The 18882-nt window shown below is 43.7% G+C and carries 15 protein-coding genes; 11 read left to right on the top strand and 4 right to left on the bottom strand.

Annotated features, from left to right (window positions below; genetic code table 11):
• The first annotated feature begins 25 nt into the window (after nt 1-25).
• The 6 genes from ACQW03_RS25110 to ACQW03_RS25085 all read left to right on the top strand — a co-directional run bounded on the left by ACQW03_RS25110 (nt 26) and on the right by ACQW03_RS25085 (nt 6808).
• A complete protein-coding gene (locus ACQW03_RS25110) occupies nt 26-1492 on the top strand; it encodes an efflux RND transporter periplasmic adaptor subunit (RefSeq protein ID WP_076294697.1) in 1467 nt (488 codons plus the stop codon).
• On the top strand, nt 1492-2229 hold the full coding sequence (locus ACQW03_RS25105; RefSeq protein ID WP_076294698.1) for an ABC transporter ATP-binding protein: 738 nt from the start codon (nt 1492-1494) through the stop codon (nt 2227-2229). The genes ACQW03_RS25110 and ACQW03_RS25105 overlap by 1 nt, the downstream gene beginning before the upstream one ends.
• Entirely contained in the window at nt 2226-3440 is a 1215-nt protein-coding gene (locus tag ACQW03_RS25100) for an ABC transporter permease (RefSeq protein WP_441952560.1), read from the top strand. Before ACQW03_RS25105 ends, ACQW03_RS25100 begins: the two co-directional genes overlap by 4 nt.
• A gap of 67 nt (nt 3441-3507) precedes the next feature.
• Entirely contained in the window at nt 3508-4449 is a 942-nt protein-coding gene (locus ACQW03_RS25095) for a polysaccharide deacetylase family protein (protein WP_441952558.1), read from the top strand.
• A gap of 40 nt (nt 4450-4489) precedes the next feature.
• Nucleotides 4490-4966 carry an RNA polymerase sigma factor gene (locus tag ACQW03_RS25090; protein WP_025723377.1) on the top strand — a complete coding sequence of 159 codons (477 nt, stop codon included), beginning with the start codon at nt 4490-4492 and terminating at the stop codon, nt 4964-4966.
• A gap of 240 nt (nt 4967-5206) precedes the next feature.
• Nucleotides 5207-6808 (top strand): alpha-amylase family glycosyl hydrolase, encoded by a 1602-nt coding sequence (locus tag ACQW03_RS25085; RefSeq protein WP_441952556.1) that lies wholly within the window; start codon nt 5207-5209, stop codon nt 6806-6808.
• 331 nt (nt 6809-7139) lie between these two features.
• Here the strand turns inward: ACQW03_RS25085 and ACQW03_RS25080 are convergent, their stop codons facing one another.
• The 4 genes from ACQW03_RS25080 to ACQW03_RS25065 all read right to left on the bottom strand — a co-directional run bounded on the left by ACQW03_RS25080 (nt 7140) and on the right by ACQW03_RS25065 (nt 11683).
• Nucleotides 7140-7922, bottom strand: a complete 783-nt coding sequence (locus ACQW03_RS25080) for an HAD family hydrolase (RefSeq protein ID WP_441952554.1) — start codon at nt 7920-7922, stop codon at nt 7140-7142.
• A gap of 30 nt (nt 7923-7952) precedes the next feature.
• The gene (gene gutB1 / locus ACQW03_RS25075; protein ID WP_220031364.1) at nt 7953-9002 is read right to left on the bottom strand and encodes a 2-amino-2-deoxy-D-mannitol dehydrogenase GutB1; all 1050 of its coding nucleotides are present in this window, start codon (nt 9000-9002) and stop codon (nt 7953-7955) included.
• A 34-nt stretch (nt 9003-9036) separates the two neighbouring features.
• On the bottom strand, nt 9037-10275 hold the full coding sequence (locus ACQW03_RS25070) for an aspartate aminotransferase family protein (RefSeq protein ID WP_076294704.1): 1239 nt from the start codon (nt 10273-10275) through the stop codon (nt 9037-9039).
• 199 nt (nt 10276-10474) lie between these two features.
• Nucleotides 10475-11683, bottom strand: a complete 1209-nt coding sequence (locus ACQW03_RS25065; protein ID WP_441952551.1) for an MFS transporter — start codon at nt 11681-11683, stop codon at nt 10475-10477.
• 502 nt (nt 11684-12185) lie between these two features.
• On the opposite strand from ACQW03_RS25065, the gene ACQW03_RS25060 reads away from it, so the two are divergent.
• The 5 genes from ACQW03_RS25060 (at nt 12186) to ACQW03_RS25040 (ending at nt 18259) form a co-directional block, all read left to right on the top strand.
• Nucleotides 12186-13094: an AraC family transcriptional regulator gene (locus ACQW03_RS25060; protein WP_209942186.1), complete on the top strand. Its 909-nt coding sequence runs from the start codon at nt 12186-12188 to the stop codon at nt 13092-13094.
• A gap of 124 nt (nt 13095-13218) precedes the next feature.
• Nucleotides 13219-14277: a Gfo/Idh/MocA family protein gene (locus tag ACQW03_RS25055; protein WP_256703409.1), complete on the top strand. Its 1059-nt coding sequence runs from the start codon at nt 13219-13221 to the stop codon at nt 14275-14277.
• Between the two features lie 789 nt (nt 14278-15066).
• Nucleotides 15067-16095, top strand: coding sequence for a helix-turn-helix domain-containing protein (locus ACQW03_RS25050; RefSeq protein WP_441952548.1), 1029 nt, complete (start codon nt 15067-15069; stop codon nt 16093-16095).
• Nucleotides 16096-16232: 137 nt separating this feature from the next.
• Entirely contained in the window at nt 16233-17027 is a 795-nt protein-coding gene (locus tag ACQW03_RS25045; protein WP_025723368.1) for an SDR family NAD(P)-dependent oxidoreductase, read from the top strand.
• Nucleotides 17028-17491: 464 nt separating this feature from the next.
• Entirely contained in the window at nt 17492-18259 is a 768-nt protein-coding gene (locus ACQW03_RS25040) for an S-layer homology domain-containing protein (RefSeq protein WP_076294710.1), read from the top strand.
• Nucleotides 18260-18882: the final 623 nt, after the last annotated feature.

Here is an 18882-nt window from a genome sequence, read left to right as displayed (position 1 = left end):
AAATACATTTTAAGGGGATATAACATTGTCGGAAACAGAAAAGAAAGATGCATTGCAAGTGTTAAGAAGAAAAAAAAGGTTGAAAGGGATCATAGGTATTCTTGTCTTGATTATTATAGCGGGAATTGGAAGTTTTATTTATATGAAAAAGGGGCAGGAAAAGCCTGTGGAGAGTCCTGCGAACCAGATCGTACAGGTACAGAAAACAAACATGACCGAGTCGCTTAAAGTGACTGGGACCGTTCAGGCATCTAAGGAAGTGAATATTAATTTTACAAATGTTGAGGGTGCCAAGCTCATTGCTGTCAATGTCAAAGCAGGAGATAGTGTCAAGGCGGGTCAAGTGCTAGCTCGTTTGGATGATTCCGATTCCAGGTTACAAATTAAAAATGCTGAATCCAATGTAGCGATTGCCCGAGCCAAGCTGGAGGAAACCAAGCGTGGACCGAAGACCAGTGATATTGAGCTCCAGAAGGCAAATGTCTTAAAGGCACAGATGGCGATAAAAACAGCCAAGGACGGGATGGAATTAGAGGAAGCCACTGCACAAAAAGAGGCAGCCAAGGTGACTTTGGATAAAGCACAAAAGGATTATGATGACCAGGCTTATCTGGTTCAGAATGATGCGGCAGCAGAAAGTGACCTCGCGACGGCCAAGCAAAACTTAGATAAGGCAAAATTGGATATAAGTAATGCTGAGCTGCAATATAAAAAGGTACAGGTCAAACAAAATCAGGCCATTGAGGACGCGGAAATGGGCTACAAAACAGCTTTAATACAATTAAAGGCAGCACAGTCCCCGCCTGATGTTTCTAACATTCAATCTGCTCAGGCCTCTTTACAACAGGCTGAAACGGAGTTGGAGCAGAAAAAAAGTGTCCTGAACAAATTACAGGTTACAGCCCCGTGGGATGGAATTGTGTTGAAGATCAACGGCGATGTGGGTACCAGTCCTACAGCACCTTTCATTGTTATGAACAACTCCAATACAGGCGTTATGAAGGTTAGTGCCAAGGTTAACGAAAGTGATATTGCTAAAATGAGAACTGGGCTCCGGGCTACGATGCACACGAATTCTTTCCCGGACAAACAATTCAATGGCGAAGTCCTCTTTGTTTCTCCAGAGCCGATTACCGAATCCAATGTGACTACATACAAAATCGAATTGTCTTTGGAAAGTCAAAAGATAAGACTTCAACCGGGGATGAACATGGATGTGTCACTCCTTTTGGCTGAACGTAAAGGTGCGTTGTCTGTTCCATTGTTTGCATTGAGATCCGAAGGTGGAGTGGACGGAGTATATGTAGCAAAGAATCCGAATAATCCTGCAGATTATGAATTCAGACCAGTGAAGCTGGGTGTTTATACAGCGGATCAGGCCGAAATCAAGTCCGGTGTCAAGGAAGGCGAGACCATTGTTATTCCACCTCAGGGTGATGGTGGTTCGAATGGCAGTCAAGAGGGTCAGGACCCTGATGGAGGTCAGGCATAATGAATGATGCTCGTTTGAATAAAAGCGTTATTGAAATTAAAGAACTAAAAAAAATATATGAAGTAGGCGGTCAGGAGATTCAGGCTCTACGTGGTGTTGATTTATCTATTAACGAAGGTGAGTTTGTTGCCATAATGGGCCCCTCTGGTTCGGGTAAGTCCACTATGATGAATGTCATTGGGTGCCTCGATCATCCTGATACCGGGAAGTACTATCTGGATGGGTATTCCATATTGGATGCTCGTGAGAACGAGCTTTCCGAGATTCGAAATCAGAAATTGGGTTTTGTATTTCAGAAATTCTATCTACTTTCCCGAACTACAGCATTAGCAAATGTAGAGCTACCTATGATGTATGCAGGAATACCTGCCAAGGAACGCCGGGAACGAGCTGTGGAGGCGCTTCGAAGTGTAGGGCTTGCAGAACGGATGTACAACAAGCCTAATGAGCTTTCTGGCGGTCAGCAGCAACGTGTCTCCATTGCGCGTGCGTTGGTGAATAATCCTGTTATTCTGCTGGCGGATGAGCCTACGGGAGCGCTGGATACGAAGACGAGCGTCGAGATTATGGAGCTGTTCCAAGGCTTGAATGAGCAGGGGAAAACCATCGTCTTGGTAACTCATGAGCTGGAAATCGCTGAATATGCCAAGCGACTGATCAGCTTTCGGGATGGGGATATTGAGCGGGATGAAAGTATTACCAACAGGAGAATTTCATCAAGGATGGCAAGCCTATGAATTTAATGGAAACGATCCGTGTATCAATTAATAGTTTAACGACCAATAAGCTGCGCTCCTTTTTAACGATTCTCGGTATTATTATCGGGGTGGCAGCGGTTATTGCCATTATGGCGATCGGAAACGGCTCTACAGCCCGCATAAAAGCAGAAATTAATAAATTAGGGAATAACGTATTGATGGTTGCTCCAGCTATGACAATGGTCGATGGTGAAATAGATTTGGACAACACGCCATCGTTTACTTGGGCTGATGTCGAGGCGTTGGAACAAAAGAATTCTATAGATGCATTGATGCCGAATATATCGAGCAATTCTAAAGCTGCGTGGGGGCGATATAACTATAACGCTACTATTGTAGGGACTTCCACTTCATTCTATAAGGTCAAAAAGTTTTCCTTTGCCGAGGGCAGAACATTTACCAACGATGAGATGGATAAACGTATGAATGTCGCTATTCTTGAAAGCCAAGCAGTTCAACGTCTTTTTGGTGGAGATACCCAAAATATATTGGGACGAACGTTTCAAATTAAACAGATTCCTTTCAAGGTGATCGGAGTATTGAATACTCAGCCAGTTACGAATTTAAGCTATAGTACTAATGAACAAATTTACATCCCTGCTACAACTATGATAAACCGTCTGGGTGAGAAAAACATTACGGGATTGGACGTGTCTGCCAAGTCACCAGCTTTGATGAATCAGGCTCGTCTAGATATATTGGAAAGCTTGCGTGTGACGCATCAGCTAAAACCCTCGGAACCGGATCAATTTCAAATTATGAGTCAGTCAGAGGCAGCAGGTGCAGCTTCCGGTGTAGATAATATCATGACCAGCTTGCTGGGTGGTGTAGCCGCGATATCGCTTGTGGTAGGGGGAATCGGAATTATGAATATTATGATGGTTTCGGTTATAGAGCGTACAAGAGAAATCGGTATTCGGAAAGCCATTGGCGCCAAGCCAAGAGATATTATGATTCAATTCCTATCTGAAGCGGTCATCTTTGGTCTGTTAGGAGGTACAATCGGGGTTGTAACAGGCATAGGAGCGTCCAAAATAATCGAAGCAACGGCACATATGGCCATTGAATTTACGATCTCGCCTATTATATATTCGTTTCTTAGCTCTGCGGGCACAGGCATCCTATTTGGAGTATACCCGGCTTATAAAGCAGCAAGTTTAAAGCCTATAGATGCATTGAGATACGAATAATTGTATTGGCACATGGTCGCAAAATGAACACGTAAACAGCTTCTAGATTTTTGGAGGAACATATACTATGGAAAAAAGCTATACGTATAATAGAACCAGAGCTCATCGGATGAAGAGAAATAGAAGAAGACTACTGTTTATTATTATCATTTGTATTGTTCTAATTATTTTAAAACTCTTTGATATCTTTAGTAGTAAACAACAGCCGGTAAAAACGATTGAATTTGCAGAAAAAATAAACTCAGTATCAACCGACAAATTAAATAACGAATCCAAAGGGAGTGAATCACCTCTAAAAAATGTTTCGGGTGTTGAAGATGCAGCATTTGTTGAAAAGTACTTGAATCAGCAAATGCAAGGGCATCGGCCTGAGGGGATAGACGGTAAAAAAGTAGTCTATTTATCTTTTGATGATGGACCATCGGTCACCGTAACGCCTAAAATATTGGATGTTCTTAAAGAAGAAAATGTGAAAGCAACGTTTTTTGTAGCAGGAAAAGCAGTAGAAGAAAATGAAGTGGCTAAAAAAATAACAAAAAGAGTGGTTAAGGAAGGACATGCTATCGGAAATCATACCTACTCACATGACTACAGTTATTTGTATCCTAATCAGACTGTGAATTCGAGTATTTTTATGAACGATATTGAAAAAACAAATCAAGTTTTAAAGCAAATATTGGGGCAGAATTTTTCCACAAGAGTAATTCGTTTTCCAGGCGGCCATATGACATGGCAGAGAAATGATCCCGATGGTATGGAAGTGCTGGACAAAGCTCTACAGGCTAAGGATTATCATCAGATTGACTGGAATGTGTTACCTAAAGATGCAGAAGGTGCACCTAAGAATGCTGAACAATTAATTCGCGAATTCATAAGGAACATGGGGACTAGAGAAAAAGCAGTGGTACTCATGCATGACACTTATGGGAAGGGAGAAACAGCCAAAGCCTTGCCTGAAATCATAAGATATTTAAAAAAGCAGGGATATGAATTTAAGACAATAAAGTGACTTGCCGATTCCAAACAAAACAGAAGGGACAAGCAATAATATGGATATTAAAGGTGTGGAGGATCTATATTTATCTTGCAAATCAGACCTCTTTGGCTATCTATTGAGGATATTGCATAACAAACAGGATGCTGAAGATTTGTTGCATGAGTGCTTTATTCGGTTTATAAGAGCTTCACCTGACTTGCCTCAAGATCGTATTCGATTTTATCTTTTGAGAATTGCTAAAAATTTAGCTATAGATTTAATCAGAAAACGAAAAAAGATGGATGAATACAACTTACGTAAGGAGCTGTTCCACTATCACTGGGATATCCTCGATTTTGAAATTCAGGAGGAGGTCAATCGAATTCTTTTGATGGCAAGTAATACCGAGCAAAGGACGGTACTTGAATTGCGTTTAGTCCGAGGATACTCCATAAAAGAAACGGCTAGAATCTTAAACAAGAGTGAAAATTCAGTAAAGTCTTCGCTGCACAGAGCTTCAAAACGCATTAAATTAAGATATATTTCCTGAACTGATTTGGACGACAGCAGACATTCTTTTATTCAGCAAATCGAAAGTACTAAATCTAAGAAAGAGAATAATTTCTTAAAGAGGAGTAGACATAGAGTCTGCTCCTCTTTTCGCTCGCTACAGAGATAAAACAATAAGATCGATATTTTCCACCATAATAGATAATAAATATCCCCTTTTTTTGGATTGTTTCTATTTATAATGAAAACGCACCCATAACAATCAAAGGAGCTGATTTTTTTGACACGTAACAAACGCTTAAGAAGATTGTCCACCGCCATGTTAACGGTGCCTATGCTCACGATGTTCGCTTCAGGTGCAATGGCAGAGCAGGAAATGAACGGACATAAGCCTCCGGTTTCTAGTGGAAGCGGCGTATTTTATGAAATTTATATCAATTCTTTTTATGATTCGAATGGAGACGGACACGGTGATTTGAAAGGAATCACACAAAAACTTGATTACTTAAACGATGGAAAACCCCATTCGGGTAAGGATTTGCAGGTCAGCGGCCTCTGGCTTATGCCCCTTAATCCATCTCCAAGCTACCATAAATATGATGTAACTGATTACTATCAGGTGGACCCGCAGTATGGGAGTCTAAATGATTTCCGCACCTTGATGAAAGAAGCGGACCGAAAGGGCGTCAAGGTGATCATGGACCTTGTTATCAATCATTCGAGCAGCGAGCACCCATGGTTTAAGGAGGCCAGTGCCAACCCACAAAGCAAATACCACGACTATTACGTATGGGCGGATGAGAACACAGATTTGGAAGAAAAGGGCTCGTGGGGTCAGCAGGTATGGCATAAGAATCCGAATGGCGAAGGGTATTTCTACGGTACATTCTGGTCGGGCATGCCGGATCTGAACTTTGACAATCCCGAAGTCCGCAAAGAAATGATCAAAGTCGGCAAGTATTGGCTGCAGCAGGGTGCAGACGGGTTCCGGCTAGACGCGGCGATGCATATTTTTAGAGGTCAGACGAAGGATGGTGCGGATAAGAACATCGCTTGGTGGAATGAATTCCGTTCCGAGATGGAGAAGGTAAATCCAAATGTATATCTGGCAGGAGAGGTATGGGACAAACCGGAGACCATAGCTCCTTATTACGGACCGCTCCATTCCCTGTTTAATTTTGACCTGGGTGGAACGATTTTGAACTCCGTGAAAAACGGTCGAGATCAGGGTATCGCGGCATTCGCCGAGAAAACGCTGCAACTGTACAAATCGTATAATAAGGCGGCACTGGATGCTCCGTTCCTGAGCAACCATGACCAGACCCGTGTCATGAGCGAACTGGGCGGGGATGTGCGAAAAGCCAAGCTGGCTGCTTCCATTCTTTTGACGCTTCCGGGTCAGCCGTTCCTCTATTACGGGGAAGAAATCGGTATGAAGGGAGAGAAGCCTGATGAGTATCTTCGTGAGCCTATGCGCTGGTACAAGGGAGATGGCCCTGGTCAAACGACGTGGGAGAAACCCAAATACAACACAGGCGAGGTATCGGTGGAAGTGCAGCTGAAGAACGATGATTCCCTGCTGGAAAGCTATCGCACACTCATCCGTCTGAGAGAAGAACATGAAGCTTTACGCAGCGACAGTTTGCAACCTATACAAGCAGGTTCTGCCAGCGTGACCGCATTTAAACGTACTTCAGGCAAAGAAACACTGTATGTATATCATAACCTGTCTGGAGAGCCGGTTACCCTGCAGATGAAAGATTTCGATAAGGGTAAATGGAAAGTGGTCTTCTCCACCTCAAAGAATGTAGAGGTGAAGAAAGGAACAGTTACAATTCCGGCTTACAGTTCTCTAATTACCGAAGAAGACAGAAAGAGCTGAATATACGGCAAAATTACTGTTCAGATGAAGCAGGATATATATCGATGAATCCAGTTTGGGGTGTTAACAGCACCCCATTTTTCTATATAAGTTTTGCTGCATACGAATAGAGGATTTAAAACCGTCAGGAGATCAGTTATATGTCAAAAAGACAGTTTTTACGAGGTTGTGTGTTGAACCGGGAAATTACTCGTTTCAACTAGACCACTTCGATGTAAAGCACGCCCCTTAGAGTACACACAGGGAAGGATAAATACATTCTCCAGTGTATATTCCAAGGGGCATTGTTTAGTACCCTCAATCATAGTAAAGATCGGACGATTCCATATGATTATAAAGGGGGTATGCCTTCCGGTACATTTCGGCTCTTGCTCTTAGCAAGCAACTTCTCATCGAACGGCAGATTCTCTTTGATCGCCCACAGGTCGTCATAGCTGAGAATCCAGCGATCGGCTCTGGACAGATCCTGCCGGCCGGAGCCGGGATTGTGGAAGCCGATGCAGTGCATTCCTGCGCTTTTGGCTGCCTGGACACCGTTCTGTGAATCCTCAATAACGATGCAATGGGCCGGTGCAATGCCTAGCTGTTCGGCGGCGTATAAGAAAATGTCCGGTGCCGGCTTACCCTGCAATACCTCTTCACCGGTGATTCGAATGTCGAAGTAACGGCCAAGTCCTGTCTTTTCCATAATGAGATCAATTAGCGCCCGTGGAGAGGAAGAGGCTACCGCGACCGGAATCCCTTTCTCTTGCAGCCAGTCCAGCCACCGTTCCAGTCCGTCGATCGCCACAAGGCCCTCGTGTGCAATCATCGTCTGCATCACATTTTTTCGGTGATAGGTCAGGGCCTCTTCCACCGTATTGGTGAGCTGATGTCTGTCCAGTACCTGACGCCACATAGATTCGAGTGTCACTCCAACATAGGTATGGTGCTCTTCTTCCGTCATGGACGCACCGAAATGGGCAAAGGAGCTGCGTTCAACTTCAAAATAAATCGGTTCACTGTCTACCAACACCCCGTCCATGTCGAAGATGACCGCTTTGACCGGAACGGACGCTGATGGGCCTCCTGTGCATTCATGATTCGTCGGTGTAACATGATGAATGCTCGTCATGTCCATTCTCCCCCTTGTTAGTAGCTAAATTTAGTTGCCCGAGCCATTCGATTGCAGCACAATCTTGATCGCCTGAGACGAAGGCTGAAGTGTCCGCTCGCTGATATTGCATCCAAGTGTCTTAAAGGCTTCATGGTAGTCATCAAGCGGATACGAGTGGGTAATGATTTTTTTGGCGGGAATGATCTGCTGCTCAATCAGGTAATGCGCCGTGGAGAACGTGCCCAGAGAATCAATCGAGCCGATGATTTTAAGGCTACGGTCAACGACCTCTTTCGGATTAAACGAGCTTATCCCATCTCTCAGCCCCACCAGCATCAAATACCCGCCGCTCGCAAGCTGGCTTAATACCTCAGTGCCGACCACTCCTGTGGTATCCACAATCATGTCCACCTGATTCTTTAACGGAGCTAGCTCATGAATGGCCGACTCCAGTGTGGCGTGCGCGGACCATCGCTCAGGGGCAATGGAATCCGCTATGGCGAGCCGCTCCTCCGAGATATCAACGAGGCAACCAGTTACACCTTTCGAAGCAAGAGCATAGCTGTACAGAATCCCGATCGGACCTGCGCCTAGAATAACGGTTGTGAAGTTCGGCAGCAGGTTAATCTGGTTGATCCCGGTTAGCATACAGCTCAGCGGTTCGGTCAGCGTCGCTTCTTCGTAGCTGATATGATCCTTCAGCTTGTACAAAAAACGGTCCTCAGTCACATAATAATCGGTGAACGTACCGTCGGCGCTGACTCCGGTCTCTGTTACGGCTTTATGTGTGCAATGATTCTGTCTTCCTGTCCGGCACATTTCGCATTGACCGCAGTAATATGTTGGATCAATCACCACACGGTCCCCAGGCTGCAGTGAACTGACGGCTGATCCTACAGCGATCACATCCCCCGCTGATTCGTGGCCCAAGATCGTGGACGGCACGGCATGATATTTGCCACTAATGATGCCTAGATCCGTACCGCATACGCCTGTCGCCCGAATCCGGACAAGTACATCGTTATCTTTTTTAATCTCCGGGATAGGTCTTTCCTCAAGTGCGATATCCCAAGCTGATTTGTATACCAGTGCAAGCATGAATAATTCCTCCTTTTGCCTATTGGGCAGATCGTTAGTGAAGGGTAGCAAGAACGGTGTCAAGCCGTTTAACAATTTCGACAATCTCATCTTCTGTAGCCGTGAGGGAAGGTCTCACTTTAACCACATTGCCATAACCGTAACGGGAACCTCTGAGAATTAATTGCTGTTCGTCAAATGCACGATCGATAATCCCATTGCTTTTCACTGCATCCGGGGCATCGTCCTCGTCGACAATTTCCAGTCCCCACATCAGTCCGACGCCACGAGCCTCACCAATGCAATCGTGCTTGTCGGCCATCTCCGTCAGCAGGGTTCCGAGCAGGCTTCCTTTGGACCGAACGGCTTCCAGAAAACCGGGCTCAGATACAACCTCCAACGTGGCTTTGGCTGCCGTAACCGAGATTAGATTGCTGCCTGAGGTGAAGGAGTGCTCGTGCTTCTCCAGGACATTAAGACGAGACTGCATTAATACCGCTGCTACCGGTACACCAATGCCGCCGAGACCCTTGGCGAGAGTAATGATATCTGGCTGGATATCCAACAACTCACTTGCAAACATGTAGCCTGTCCGCCCAATCCCGGTCTGCACCTCATCAGCGATCAGGATCAGCCCGTACTCGTTGCACAGCTGACGGAGCCGCTTAAAATATCCTGCAGGTGGGATGATATTGCCTCCGTTGCCCAAGATGGGTTCAATAATCATGCAGGCCACAGAGCCTGAGCTTGCATACTCAATGGCATCCGATATGGCTTCGACGCATTGATAGCCACACTTGTCAGGCGAAGAATTAAACGGGCAGCGATAGCAGTAGGGAGCAGGTACATGCAGGGAATTTGCTGCAGCCGAGTTGGGAAATTTCCTCCGCCGGAAGGCGTTGCCGGATATGCCTGTTGCGAACTGGGTCTGCCCATGATGGGATAGATACAGGCTGATTATATCGAGCGCTCCGGTATATTTCTGGGCTAGCTTTACAGCGCATTCGTTCGCTGTGGAGCCGGTAATATCTCTCATCCATCCCGCGTCGATGCCGTTCGGCGTATACTGGATCAGATGATCCAGGACTTCCTCGACGTAAGGCTCGGTAAAGGATGAGGACATGTGGGCAAGATTGGCGACTTGTTCCTGTACCTTGGTGACGACATGAGGGTGATTATAACCGAGCGAGAGATTGAAAGTGCCAGATACGCCATCCAAATATTCCTTACCCGAATCGTCAATCAGAGTAATGCCTTTTCCGTATCTGAAACGTTCTTTGGTTAAGGTATGCACGAAACTTCCCCTCCATATCAGAATATGCATTCTTATTAAGTCATCCTTATAATGTGTACCGCCCTATTACAGCATAATGCGGCTGAACTCACCTCCCCAAAATACTGCGATTTCACAGATAAGAGATAACCGCAGCAGCAGAATCAGCCCGAAAAGCCAAAATGTGATAGGCCTCACCTCCCCTAAGAGCTAAACAATATCATCCTTCCTTGCCCTGATGGACAAGGGAGTCAACTACTCGGCTACCCCGATCATTCCATAGATGCGTGAGAATAAGTGCCAGCAGCAAAATCAGAGTAAACCCTCCTAAAATCCAAAGGCTAGCCGTCACGGGCCATTCGCTCATGCTCCAGCCTATTACATATTGAAGCACCGAGCCGCCAATTCCGCCCGACGCAATCAGAATGCTAGTTGTCCGCTCGGTCATTCCCGGAATCAGCACGTTGGCATACACAAGCGCGATACAGAAGAGTCCAGACATGAATAGACCTGCACCGAAAATTATGAGGTATGTAGCCCATTGGCTGGATATAAACACCATGGCAACTAGGAAACAGAAAGTACCGATTGCACTCCAGAGCAGGAAAGGAATATATCCTGCCGACTCTGCAATCCTTCCTGAAAACATACGACCAATGATCATTGCAATCCAAAGCACACTGACACCCAGCGAGGCTACGGATCCCTGAAGCTGTAGCGTCTCTGTCAGAATAGAAGGTAGGAAGTTCATGAGCCCTAGTTCAAGACCCATATAAACAAAGAAGAATATAATGAAGATTCCTAGCAATACACGATGCTGTCCTGAGTAACGGGCTTGTTCAACTGAACGTTCAGTAGTTCGGATGTCTGCTTGGGTAAGGTGAGAGGAGGCGGAAGCAGGCATGGTAAGCCATAACAGCGCTAAGATAAAAGTGAGAAGGGAGATGGTGTAAAAGGTTAGATTCCACATTCCAAGCCAGATATACAGGCTAACGATCGCCGGAATAAGCAGTGCACCAAGTGCAAAATAGACATCCAGCTTAGACATGGCTACGGCCTTTTGTTCCTCCGTGAACTCAATTGTAAACGCTCCGATGGACGATTCAATGATGCCTGAGCCGAAGCCAATCCAGATGGCCATTGCGATGACCCAATTCCATGAGGGCAGTACACCCAAGATAATGCACGCTGCCACGATACTGCCCAGGGCTATGGATAACATGGACTTGCGACCCATATGTAGAGCCATGAAGGGGGTTAGCAGAACACCGACAAGAAATCCGAAAAACTGCAGGAACAGCAGTAATCCACCATCACTGTACCCCCGTCCATAGTGAGGCAGTAAAGTCGGCAGTAATGCACCAAGCACCACACTGGTGACGCCGATTAACAGATAGAAAGCACAACTTAAAGCGAATAGTCTCTTCAAGGCCTAACCCTCCAGTAGGTCATATTTTTTTATATGAGTATTTTTTTACTAGAATATACCATTAGATTGGAAATGTATATATATTTTTATATAGAAAATGTAAAAAAAGTCATTTGACAATTTTACGCGTATTTAACTTTAATTGTGTTTAATCCAGTTAAGGCGAAACCCGGTTATCTGAAGTAACTGCAAGCGGAAGGGGCAAATAAGATCAGCCCAAATTGTTTTCGGGCGCCAAACCGCTCATAATTGAGGCATAACTTTGTGTTTGCAAAATTAGGTTAGTAAGGAAGCCTAACAGTTGTTTTACTGAATAAAAACTATGATTGATAGGGTAGGAAAAAGAATGTTAAACGCTTACAATTCAAAAGGGAGAGGGAATTTTATTCGAAAGTTGAGAAGGAGAAAAATGAAGAGGAGAAGAAGGAATGCAGTGCAGCATAATTATCAATAGTCATGTGTACGGCTTTTTTGAACTTTACAACAAAAGGAGTCTACCAGAATGAATTTTTATTTAGAAATCCCGGAGCTCGACCGACATTTTCCTTTTCGGAGTTTTATTAATAAAGGCGACGTGCTTTGCTACCCTCACTGGCATAAGGAAATTGAAATTATATATGTGACCCAAGGAACCTTGGATCTGGGAATTAACGATATTTCGATACGCATGAAACAAGGTGAAGTTCAGTTTATAAATGGGGGTGATGTTCATTATTTCTTGGCTTCTCCCGACAGCGAACGGGTGGTTATTCAATTTGATCTGAGTTTTTTTCAAGAGGTTTCCACATTAAGTGATCAGAAACGCCCTCTTCGATATATATTTACGGAGATGGAGCAATCAAGCTGGAACTGGCCAGAAGAAACTGCAGCTAAAATGCTTCCTCTGATTCAGAGCATTTATGATGAGAATGTCAACCACCACGAAGGTCATGCCTATATGATCAAAGCCAAGCTGTTTGAGATGTTGACTCTTATTATGCGTGAAGTGCCGAGAAGCATGACGCCAAGGCTTCCTGAAATTTCTGAAAGAACCTTAACACAATCAAAGGACACCCTTTATAAGCTGGAACGTATTTTTGAGTATGTGGAATGCCATTATCATGAAACCATCTCGCTGAAGAATGTCGCTGATTATATGGGTTTCAGTCCCTATTATTTCGCCAGACTGTTTAAGAAGAATACGGGGATGACCTTTGTAGCATTTTTGAATGATTACAGACTGAACAAGGCCAAATGGATTTTGTTGAATGAAAACAATCCGATCACTGAGGTCGCAGAGGCAGCAGGATTCAGCAGTGTAAAGACGTTTCATCATCTCTTTAAGGAAGCGACAGGAACATCACCATTGAAATACCGCAGGACAATATTCGGGAATAATACAGCAAGAAATGAGGAGGAAAGCTTTTCATGAGATTTGTATGATAGAGCTATCCGACGAAGTGAAGGGAGAGTTACGAGGACTTTAAAATTTATGGATCCATGAGCAACCGCTTGATATGGTGGTGGGCTTAAATCAGAAGTGGAGGAAGAAGAAAATGGGCAATCGTATATACAATGTAGTTATTATCGGTTATGGAGGCATGGGAAGCTACCATGTTCAATTGATCGAATCTAATCAGCAACTTGCCGTTGGCGGTGTATATGATATTGTCGATTACCGAATGGAACTGGCTGCGGCTGCCGGCTATAAAACCTACGCTAGCCTGGATGCCGTTCTGGCCGATCAGGCCGTGGATATTGTTTTGATAGCAACACCTAATGATGTTCATAAGGAAATCGCGATCCAGGCGCTACAAGCCGGAAAACATGTCATTTGCGAAAAACCAGTTACGATAACGAGCGCGGATTTCTTGGATATTGTTGAGGTGGCGAAGAAAGAAAATCGTGTGTTTACAGTACATCAAAACCGTCGATGGGATGAAGACTTCCGAATTATCAAAGATATAATTGGTAATAAGACCGTAGGCGAGCTTTTCCAGCTGGAATCGCGAGTTCAGGGGGCTAATGGGATTCCAGGTGACTGGCGGCAACTAAAGGCGTATGGAGGAGGAATGCTGCTGGATTGGGGAGTACATCTATTGGACCAGTTGCTTCAGATTACGGACAGCAAAATAGAAAGCGTAGCTGCTACCCTAAGCTATATTTTGGGGACTGAAGTGGATGACGGCTTTACCAGCTTTATTGAGTTCAAGGATGGCCTGACAGCAGTCATTGAAGTGGGTACAACCAATTACGTAAAGCTACCGCGCTGGTATATTAAAGGAACCGAAGGAACCGCAGTGATTAGGGATTGGGATTTGAGCGGAGAGATCGTCACCCGAAATCCAGATGTCGCTCACGTGGAACCCAAGCCGATTCAAGCAGGTCAAGGATTGACGAAAACGATGGCGCCGCCGTCTGAGGAATCCACCCTTAAGTTCCCGATTGAAAAAATACCTGCTGCTGCAGAAAGCTTTTATGAAAATTTTGTCTCCACCATCGAAGGAAAAGCGGAGATTGCAATCAAAAGCGAAGAAGTACACCGTGTATTGGTGCTGATTGAGACGATTTTTGAGGCGGCGGCAACCAAAAGCGTGATTCGAAGAACTATTTAGATCTGCTGCTTTATTTTCGATCCGTCATAAGAGAGATATATAGGAGCCTGGAGAGAACCAAACAGATTTATGTAATGAAATTTTGGGATGCATTTAAGTAATCAGAAACCTTTGAAATGGTGAGCAAAATAATTTTGCCCACCATAAAACACAAGCGGGTATCGCTCCACAACCCAATTCTATTACTTGATCATTTTTAAGTTGCTGAGATTTCGAATAGATTTAATTTACACGTAAAGAGAAAAAGATGTTTTACATAAAATCCGCTATTTCCTCCTTATAAATCAACATATTCCACTCTAAATTCCTGGAGACGTCAAAGAGGTCACGAATGGGACGCTCAATCTGACAGTTTCGGGAAAAGGAAACTTAAGGGTATATGTACTTGATCTCCCGGGTAATCCTGCTCCCGGTAAGATCGGTGAAAACGGGCCTTTCTTGAAGCCTTAATTTTTAAATATAAGAAGCGTGGAGGAATGACATTCCTAGGAGTGTCGGTGGTTTGAGGTTTTAAAAACACACTCATAAACATATGGGTGTGTTTTTTTGGTGTTGAGGATGAGTCGTTCATGCCATTAACAGAATTTTATCATGATTAAGTAATTCGCCATATTCCTCGCCATTGATTGAAAGTAGCACAGATAACAAGAAGATGTAACATTTGCCGCAGCTTAGTACGTTAATGTAGACACCTTAACGTACTTAAGAGTATTCTTATGTGTACTTAAGAGGGACCCCATTGCAACCAAAACTAATGAATATGTAAGTATATAAAGGAGGCCCATATGTATGAAGTCTCATACTTCTGACCGTATTAAAATCCCGCCAGGATTGTGGGCAGGATTATGTCAATTAGGGTTTGGCGCCCACGACGTCGCTCGCAAAGCACGACTGCCGATCACCATTATTACTGAACCAGTAGTCAACACTGCCCAATATTTCGCGATCTGGCAGGCATATTCTGATCTCATTGGTGACACTGCCCAAGGAATCATCAAGCTTGCGACCGTCTTTGATACAGCGAAGTACCCACCGACCGTCTTAGCGACTTACCACGCTCGGGACTACCGCGACGCTCTAAACCGAATGGCTCGGTACAAACAACTGTGTCCCCCGGAAAGCCTACATATCACTGAGGAGGGCGAGAACTGCACAATTGATCTGGAATGGCTGTCTCCCGAGCAATCTGGTCCGCCGATGCTGGTTGGTATCACGCTGGCTTGTCTTCTGGAGATTGGACGCCGGGGCACAGGTCAACCTTTGACCGCGCAGCTTGTTGAATTTTCGCACTCCATGGGTGATGTACAGGCGCTTGAAGCTTACTTCGGCTGTCGTATCCGGATTGGTGCAAAACGTAACCGATTGACGCTACATCGAAGAGATCTGGGCCGCCCCTTTGTCTCGTACAACGAAGAGCTGCTGGAGATCCTGACTCCTGTTTTGGACCGGTCGTTGGATGAACAGCAGCGCAGCCGCTCAATTAGCGAGATGGTCAAATGGATCATGAAACGTAGCCTTACAGGAGGGCGCCCCGACATTCAGGCTGTGGCGAAGGAGCTCGGTATGAGCGATCGTACCTTGCAACGCCGGCTTACTGACGAAAACACGAGCTTCAAGCTTCTGTTGACACAAGCTAGACATGAGCAGGCACGAAAGTACTTGGCAGACCCCTCGCTTGATATTAAAGAGGTGGCATTCTTGATTGGATATGAAGACCAGAACTCGTTTTACCGCGCCTTCCGCCTATGGGAGGGTGATACACCTTCAAATTGGCGGACTGAACATTTAGGTACAAACTCGATATCAGGAGCACGCTAGGACTGCCTAATGAGTTTTGTCATTTGGCGTGTTAAACAAGAACTTTGGCGCATTATACTAGTTACTGGACAATCCAGACAAGATAACATAATCACTATCCGGAGCACAAGACTGTTTTAAAAAAGGAGAAGTGTATTATGGATATGGGATTAAACCATAAAACAGCTTTAGTTACAGGATCAACGAAAGGTATAGGTAAAGCAATTGCCATTGAACTAGCCAAAGAAGGTGTTAATGTACTAATTAATGGACGAAATTATGAAGAGGTAGAACGAACTGTAAATGAAATTAAGTCAGATTTCCCAGCTACCTCTCCTCAAAATGCCACAGCCGATATTGTGGATATTGGACAAAGAGATGCTTTATTCGAAAAATACCCTAATATTGATATTTTAGTTAACAATACGGGTATTTATGAAATTATGCAATATGAGGACGTAGACGATGAAGTATGGGAAAAATACTTCCGCACTAACGTTCTTGCTGCAAATGGATTATCAAAATTTTATTTACCTAAAATGTTGAAAAATGATTATGGTCGCATTATTTTTATTGCGAGTGAAGAAGCAATTATGCCTTCAGGACAGATGCCTCAGTATTGTATGACAAAATCTATGTTGTTATCATTGTCAAAAAGCTTATCTAAATTAACAATAGGAACAGAAGTTACAGTCAATACGATCATGCCAGGACCAACACTCTCTGAGAATGTGCACCAAATAATTGAGAGTATGTATCCTCATGAAGATATGACTTTTTCAGAAAAAGAAAAAGATTTTATGGTTACCAACCTGCCTCAATCTGAAATACAGCGATTTATCAAGCCTATTGAAATAGGTAGACTAGCTACATTTGTATGTAGTCCTTATGCATCTGCATTTAAAGGTTCTCCAATCCGTATGGATGGAGGAATGGTACCGACTATTTTTTAAATATATCTATATTGTTCATTATCAAAGAACCTTGAATTTAATCTCAACTCAATAACGAGTATTCCAGTCAAAATTAATGAAATTATTGTTGCATACTAATTCAATGCTACCACAGCAGCCGGTCACTCGGCTGCTTTAAACTAGCGGGCAGTATTTTAAGATGTCACAAAGTTCCATACCTAAGTGTTCTTACTCCATTTTTACTCCAATAACAATCTTTGATAATAGGTAGAGTAAAAGGGGGAGAACCGTGGTGCGTTTCCCGACGGGTTTACCCGAATATGAAGAAGCTTTAGAACTTGTATCCATAGCATTTTTCAAACACGGATTGTCGATATTCCAAAATACTGTTTAACAGTACTTTTTTCTCTCTAATATCATCATTTTCTTTTGAAATGCCGATATAAAATTGAGTCTAGAGAACTATTTTATACATAAATTTTACCTAAAGGAAGTGGAAAGAGATGTTCAAAAAGAAATGGCTTATCACCCCGTTGGTTGCGACGACACTGTTTTTCGGTCAATCTGCATTTGCGGCAAACATGTTTTCTGATGTGGAAGGAACCAAATATGAATGGGCTGCCGAATCGATTCGTTCCATGGTCGACAAGGGCGTTGTCAAGGGCTATGCAGATGGGACCTTCAAACCAAGCAAAACTATAACGAAAGCAGAATTTGTACATATGTTTCACAAGCTTTTTCCAGAAATCGATCATTCTTCTGGCGAATCTTCCGACTTTGTGGATGCGCGTAAACACTGGGCGAATAAAGATTTTGCAGCAATATTCAACGGGGACTATGTTTGGCCGTATGCTGAAAGTGTTGGGGGGAAATATCCAAACTATCAATTCTATGTCAAGCCTGACAAACCATTGACCCGCTGGGATGTGATGATGATCGCCTCTCTTCGGACGGATTATACCAATCAGACGCTTCATCCTGAGATTGAGGAAGTGATTTCCGCAGCTGCGCAGTACAAGGATATGAAAGTTCGTCAGGCCAATTACAATGACAATTTCTCGGCCTACTATCCGGTGCTGTACATCGACAAGACTGGAGAAGAGTACTCCTATGATGGCGATTCCCAGGATCAAAAGGCAGAAGCATTCTACACCCTAACCAAGATGGGGGTCCTTACCGCTAATGAAGGATACCTTCTCCCAAAAGCGCTAGTCACACGGGCTGAAGCTGTTACCATTTTACAGCGTTTGTACGAAGCCACAACGAAGTAATTTTTAAATCAATGATGATCAGACAAAAGCAAAAAAGATCCAACAAATGGCTTCATTTACACCTCAAAGGGTAGTGCTGTTAGGTTTTGATAAGCCGAATTCAGAAAATAAACAAATCCAAAAGTGTGTTGATGAATATTGGAAAAATTGAGATTTCAAACCGCTGATCTGAACAAATCAAATCAGCGGTTTTTTTTGTTTTAACGATAGATGCCAGTCAATAGTTTAGAATATGAAATTTTCATGTAAATTCATTAAAAATCTGAAAACAATTCCTTTTTTTAAACAAAAGAGGGCATTCTTTTTGTTTATAAAATATATGTAGTATATATCACTGTACTTTAATTCATTTTAATGTTTATAATAAATTAATAGCTTTAATCAATGTCTTACACTCATCTATGATGCTGAGGTTTCTAAGTATCAACTCTGAACTTCCAGCACACTCCATTTTTTTTACACTTCCAAGTCTACTTACACACTTTAATTTCTGACTACATCATGAAACTCAAAAACGTTTCACTTTAACATGTCGATTACTGTTTGTGGCAAGATATTTTGTTGTTTTTGCTGTGTCTATCTTAAATACATAGTAATGTGAACATCTGAATCCCCAAAAACAT

This window comes from Paenibacillus sp. DRB1-1 (assembly GCF_052119485.1).
Taxonomy (GTDB): domain Bacteria; phylum Bacillota; class Bacilli; order Paenibacillales; family Paenibacillaceae; genus Paenibacillus; species Paenibacillus polymyxa_B.
Note: the sequence above shows the minus strand (reverse complement) of the source record. Positions and strands in the feature narration are given on the sequence as shown.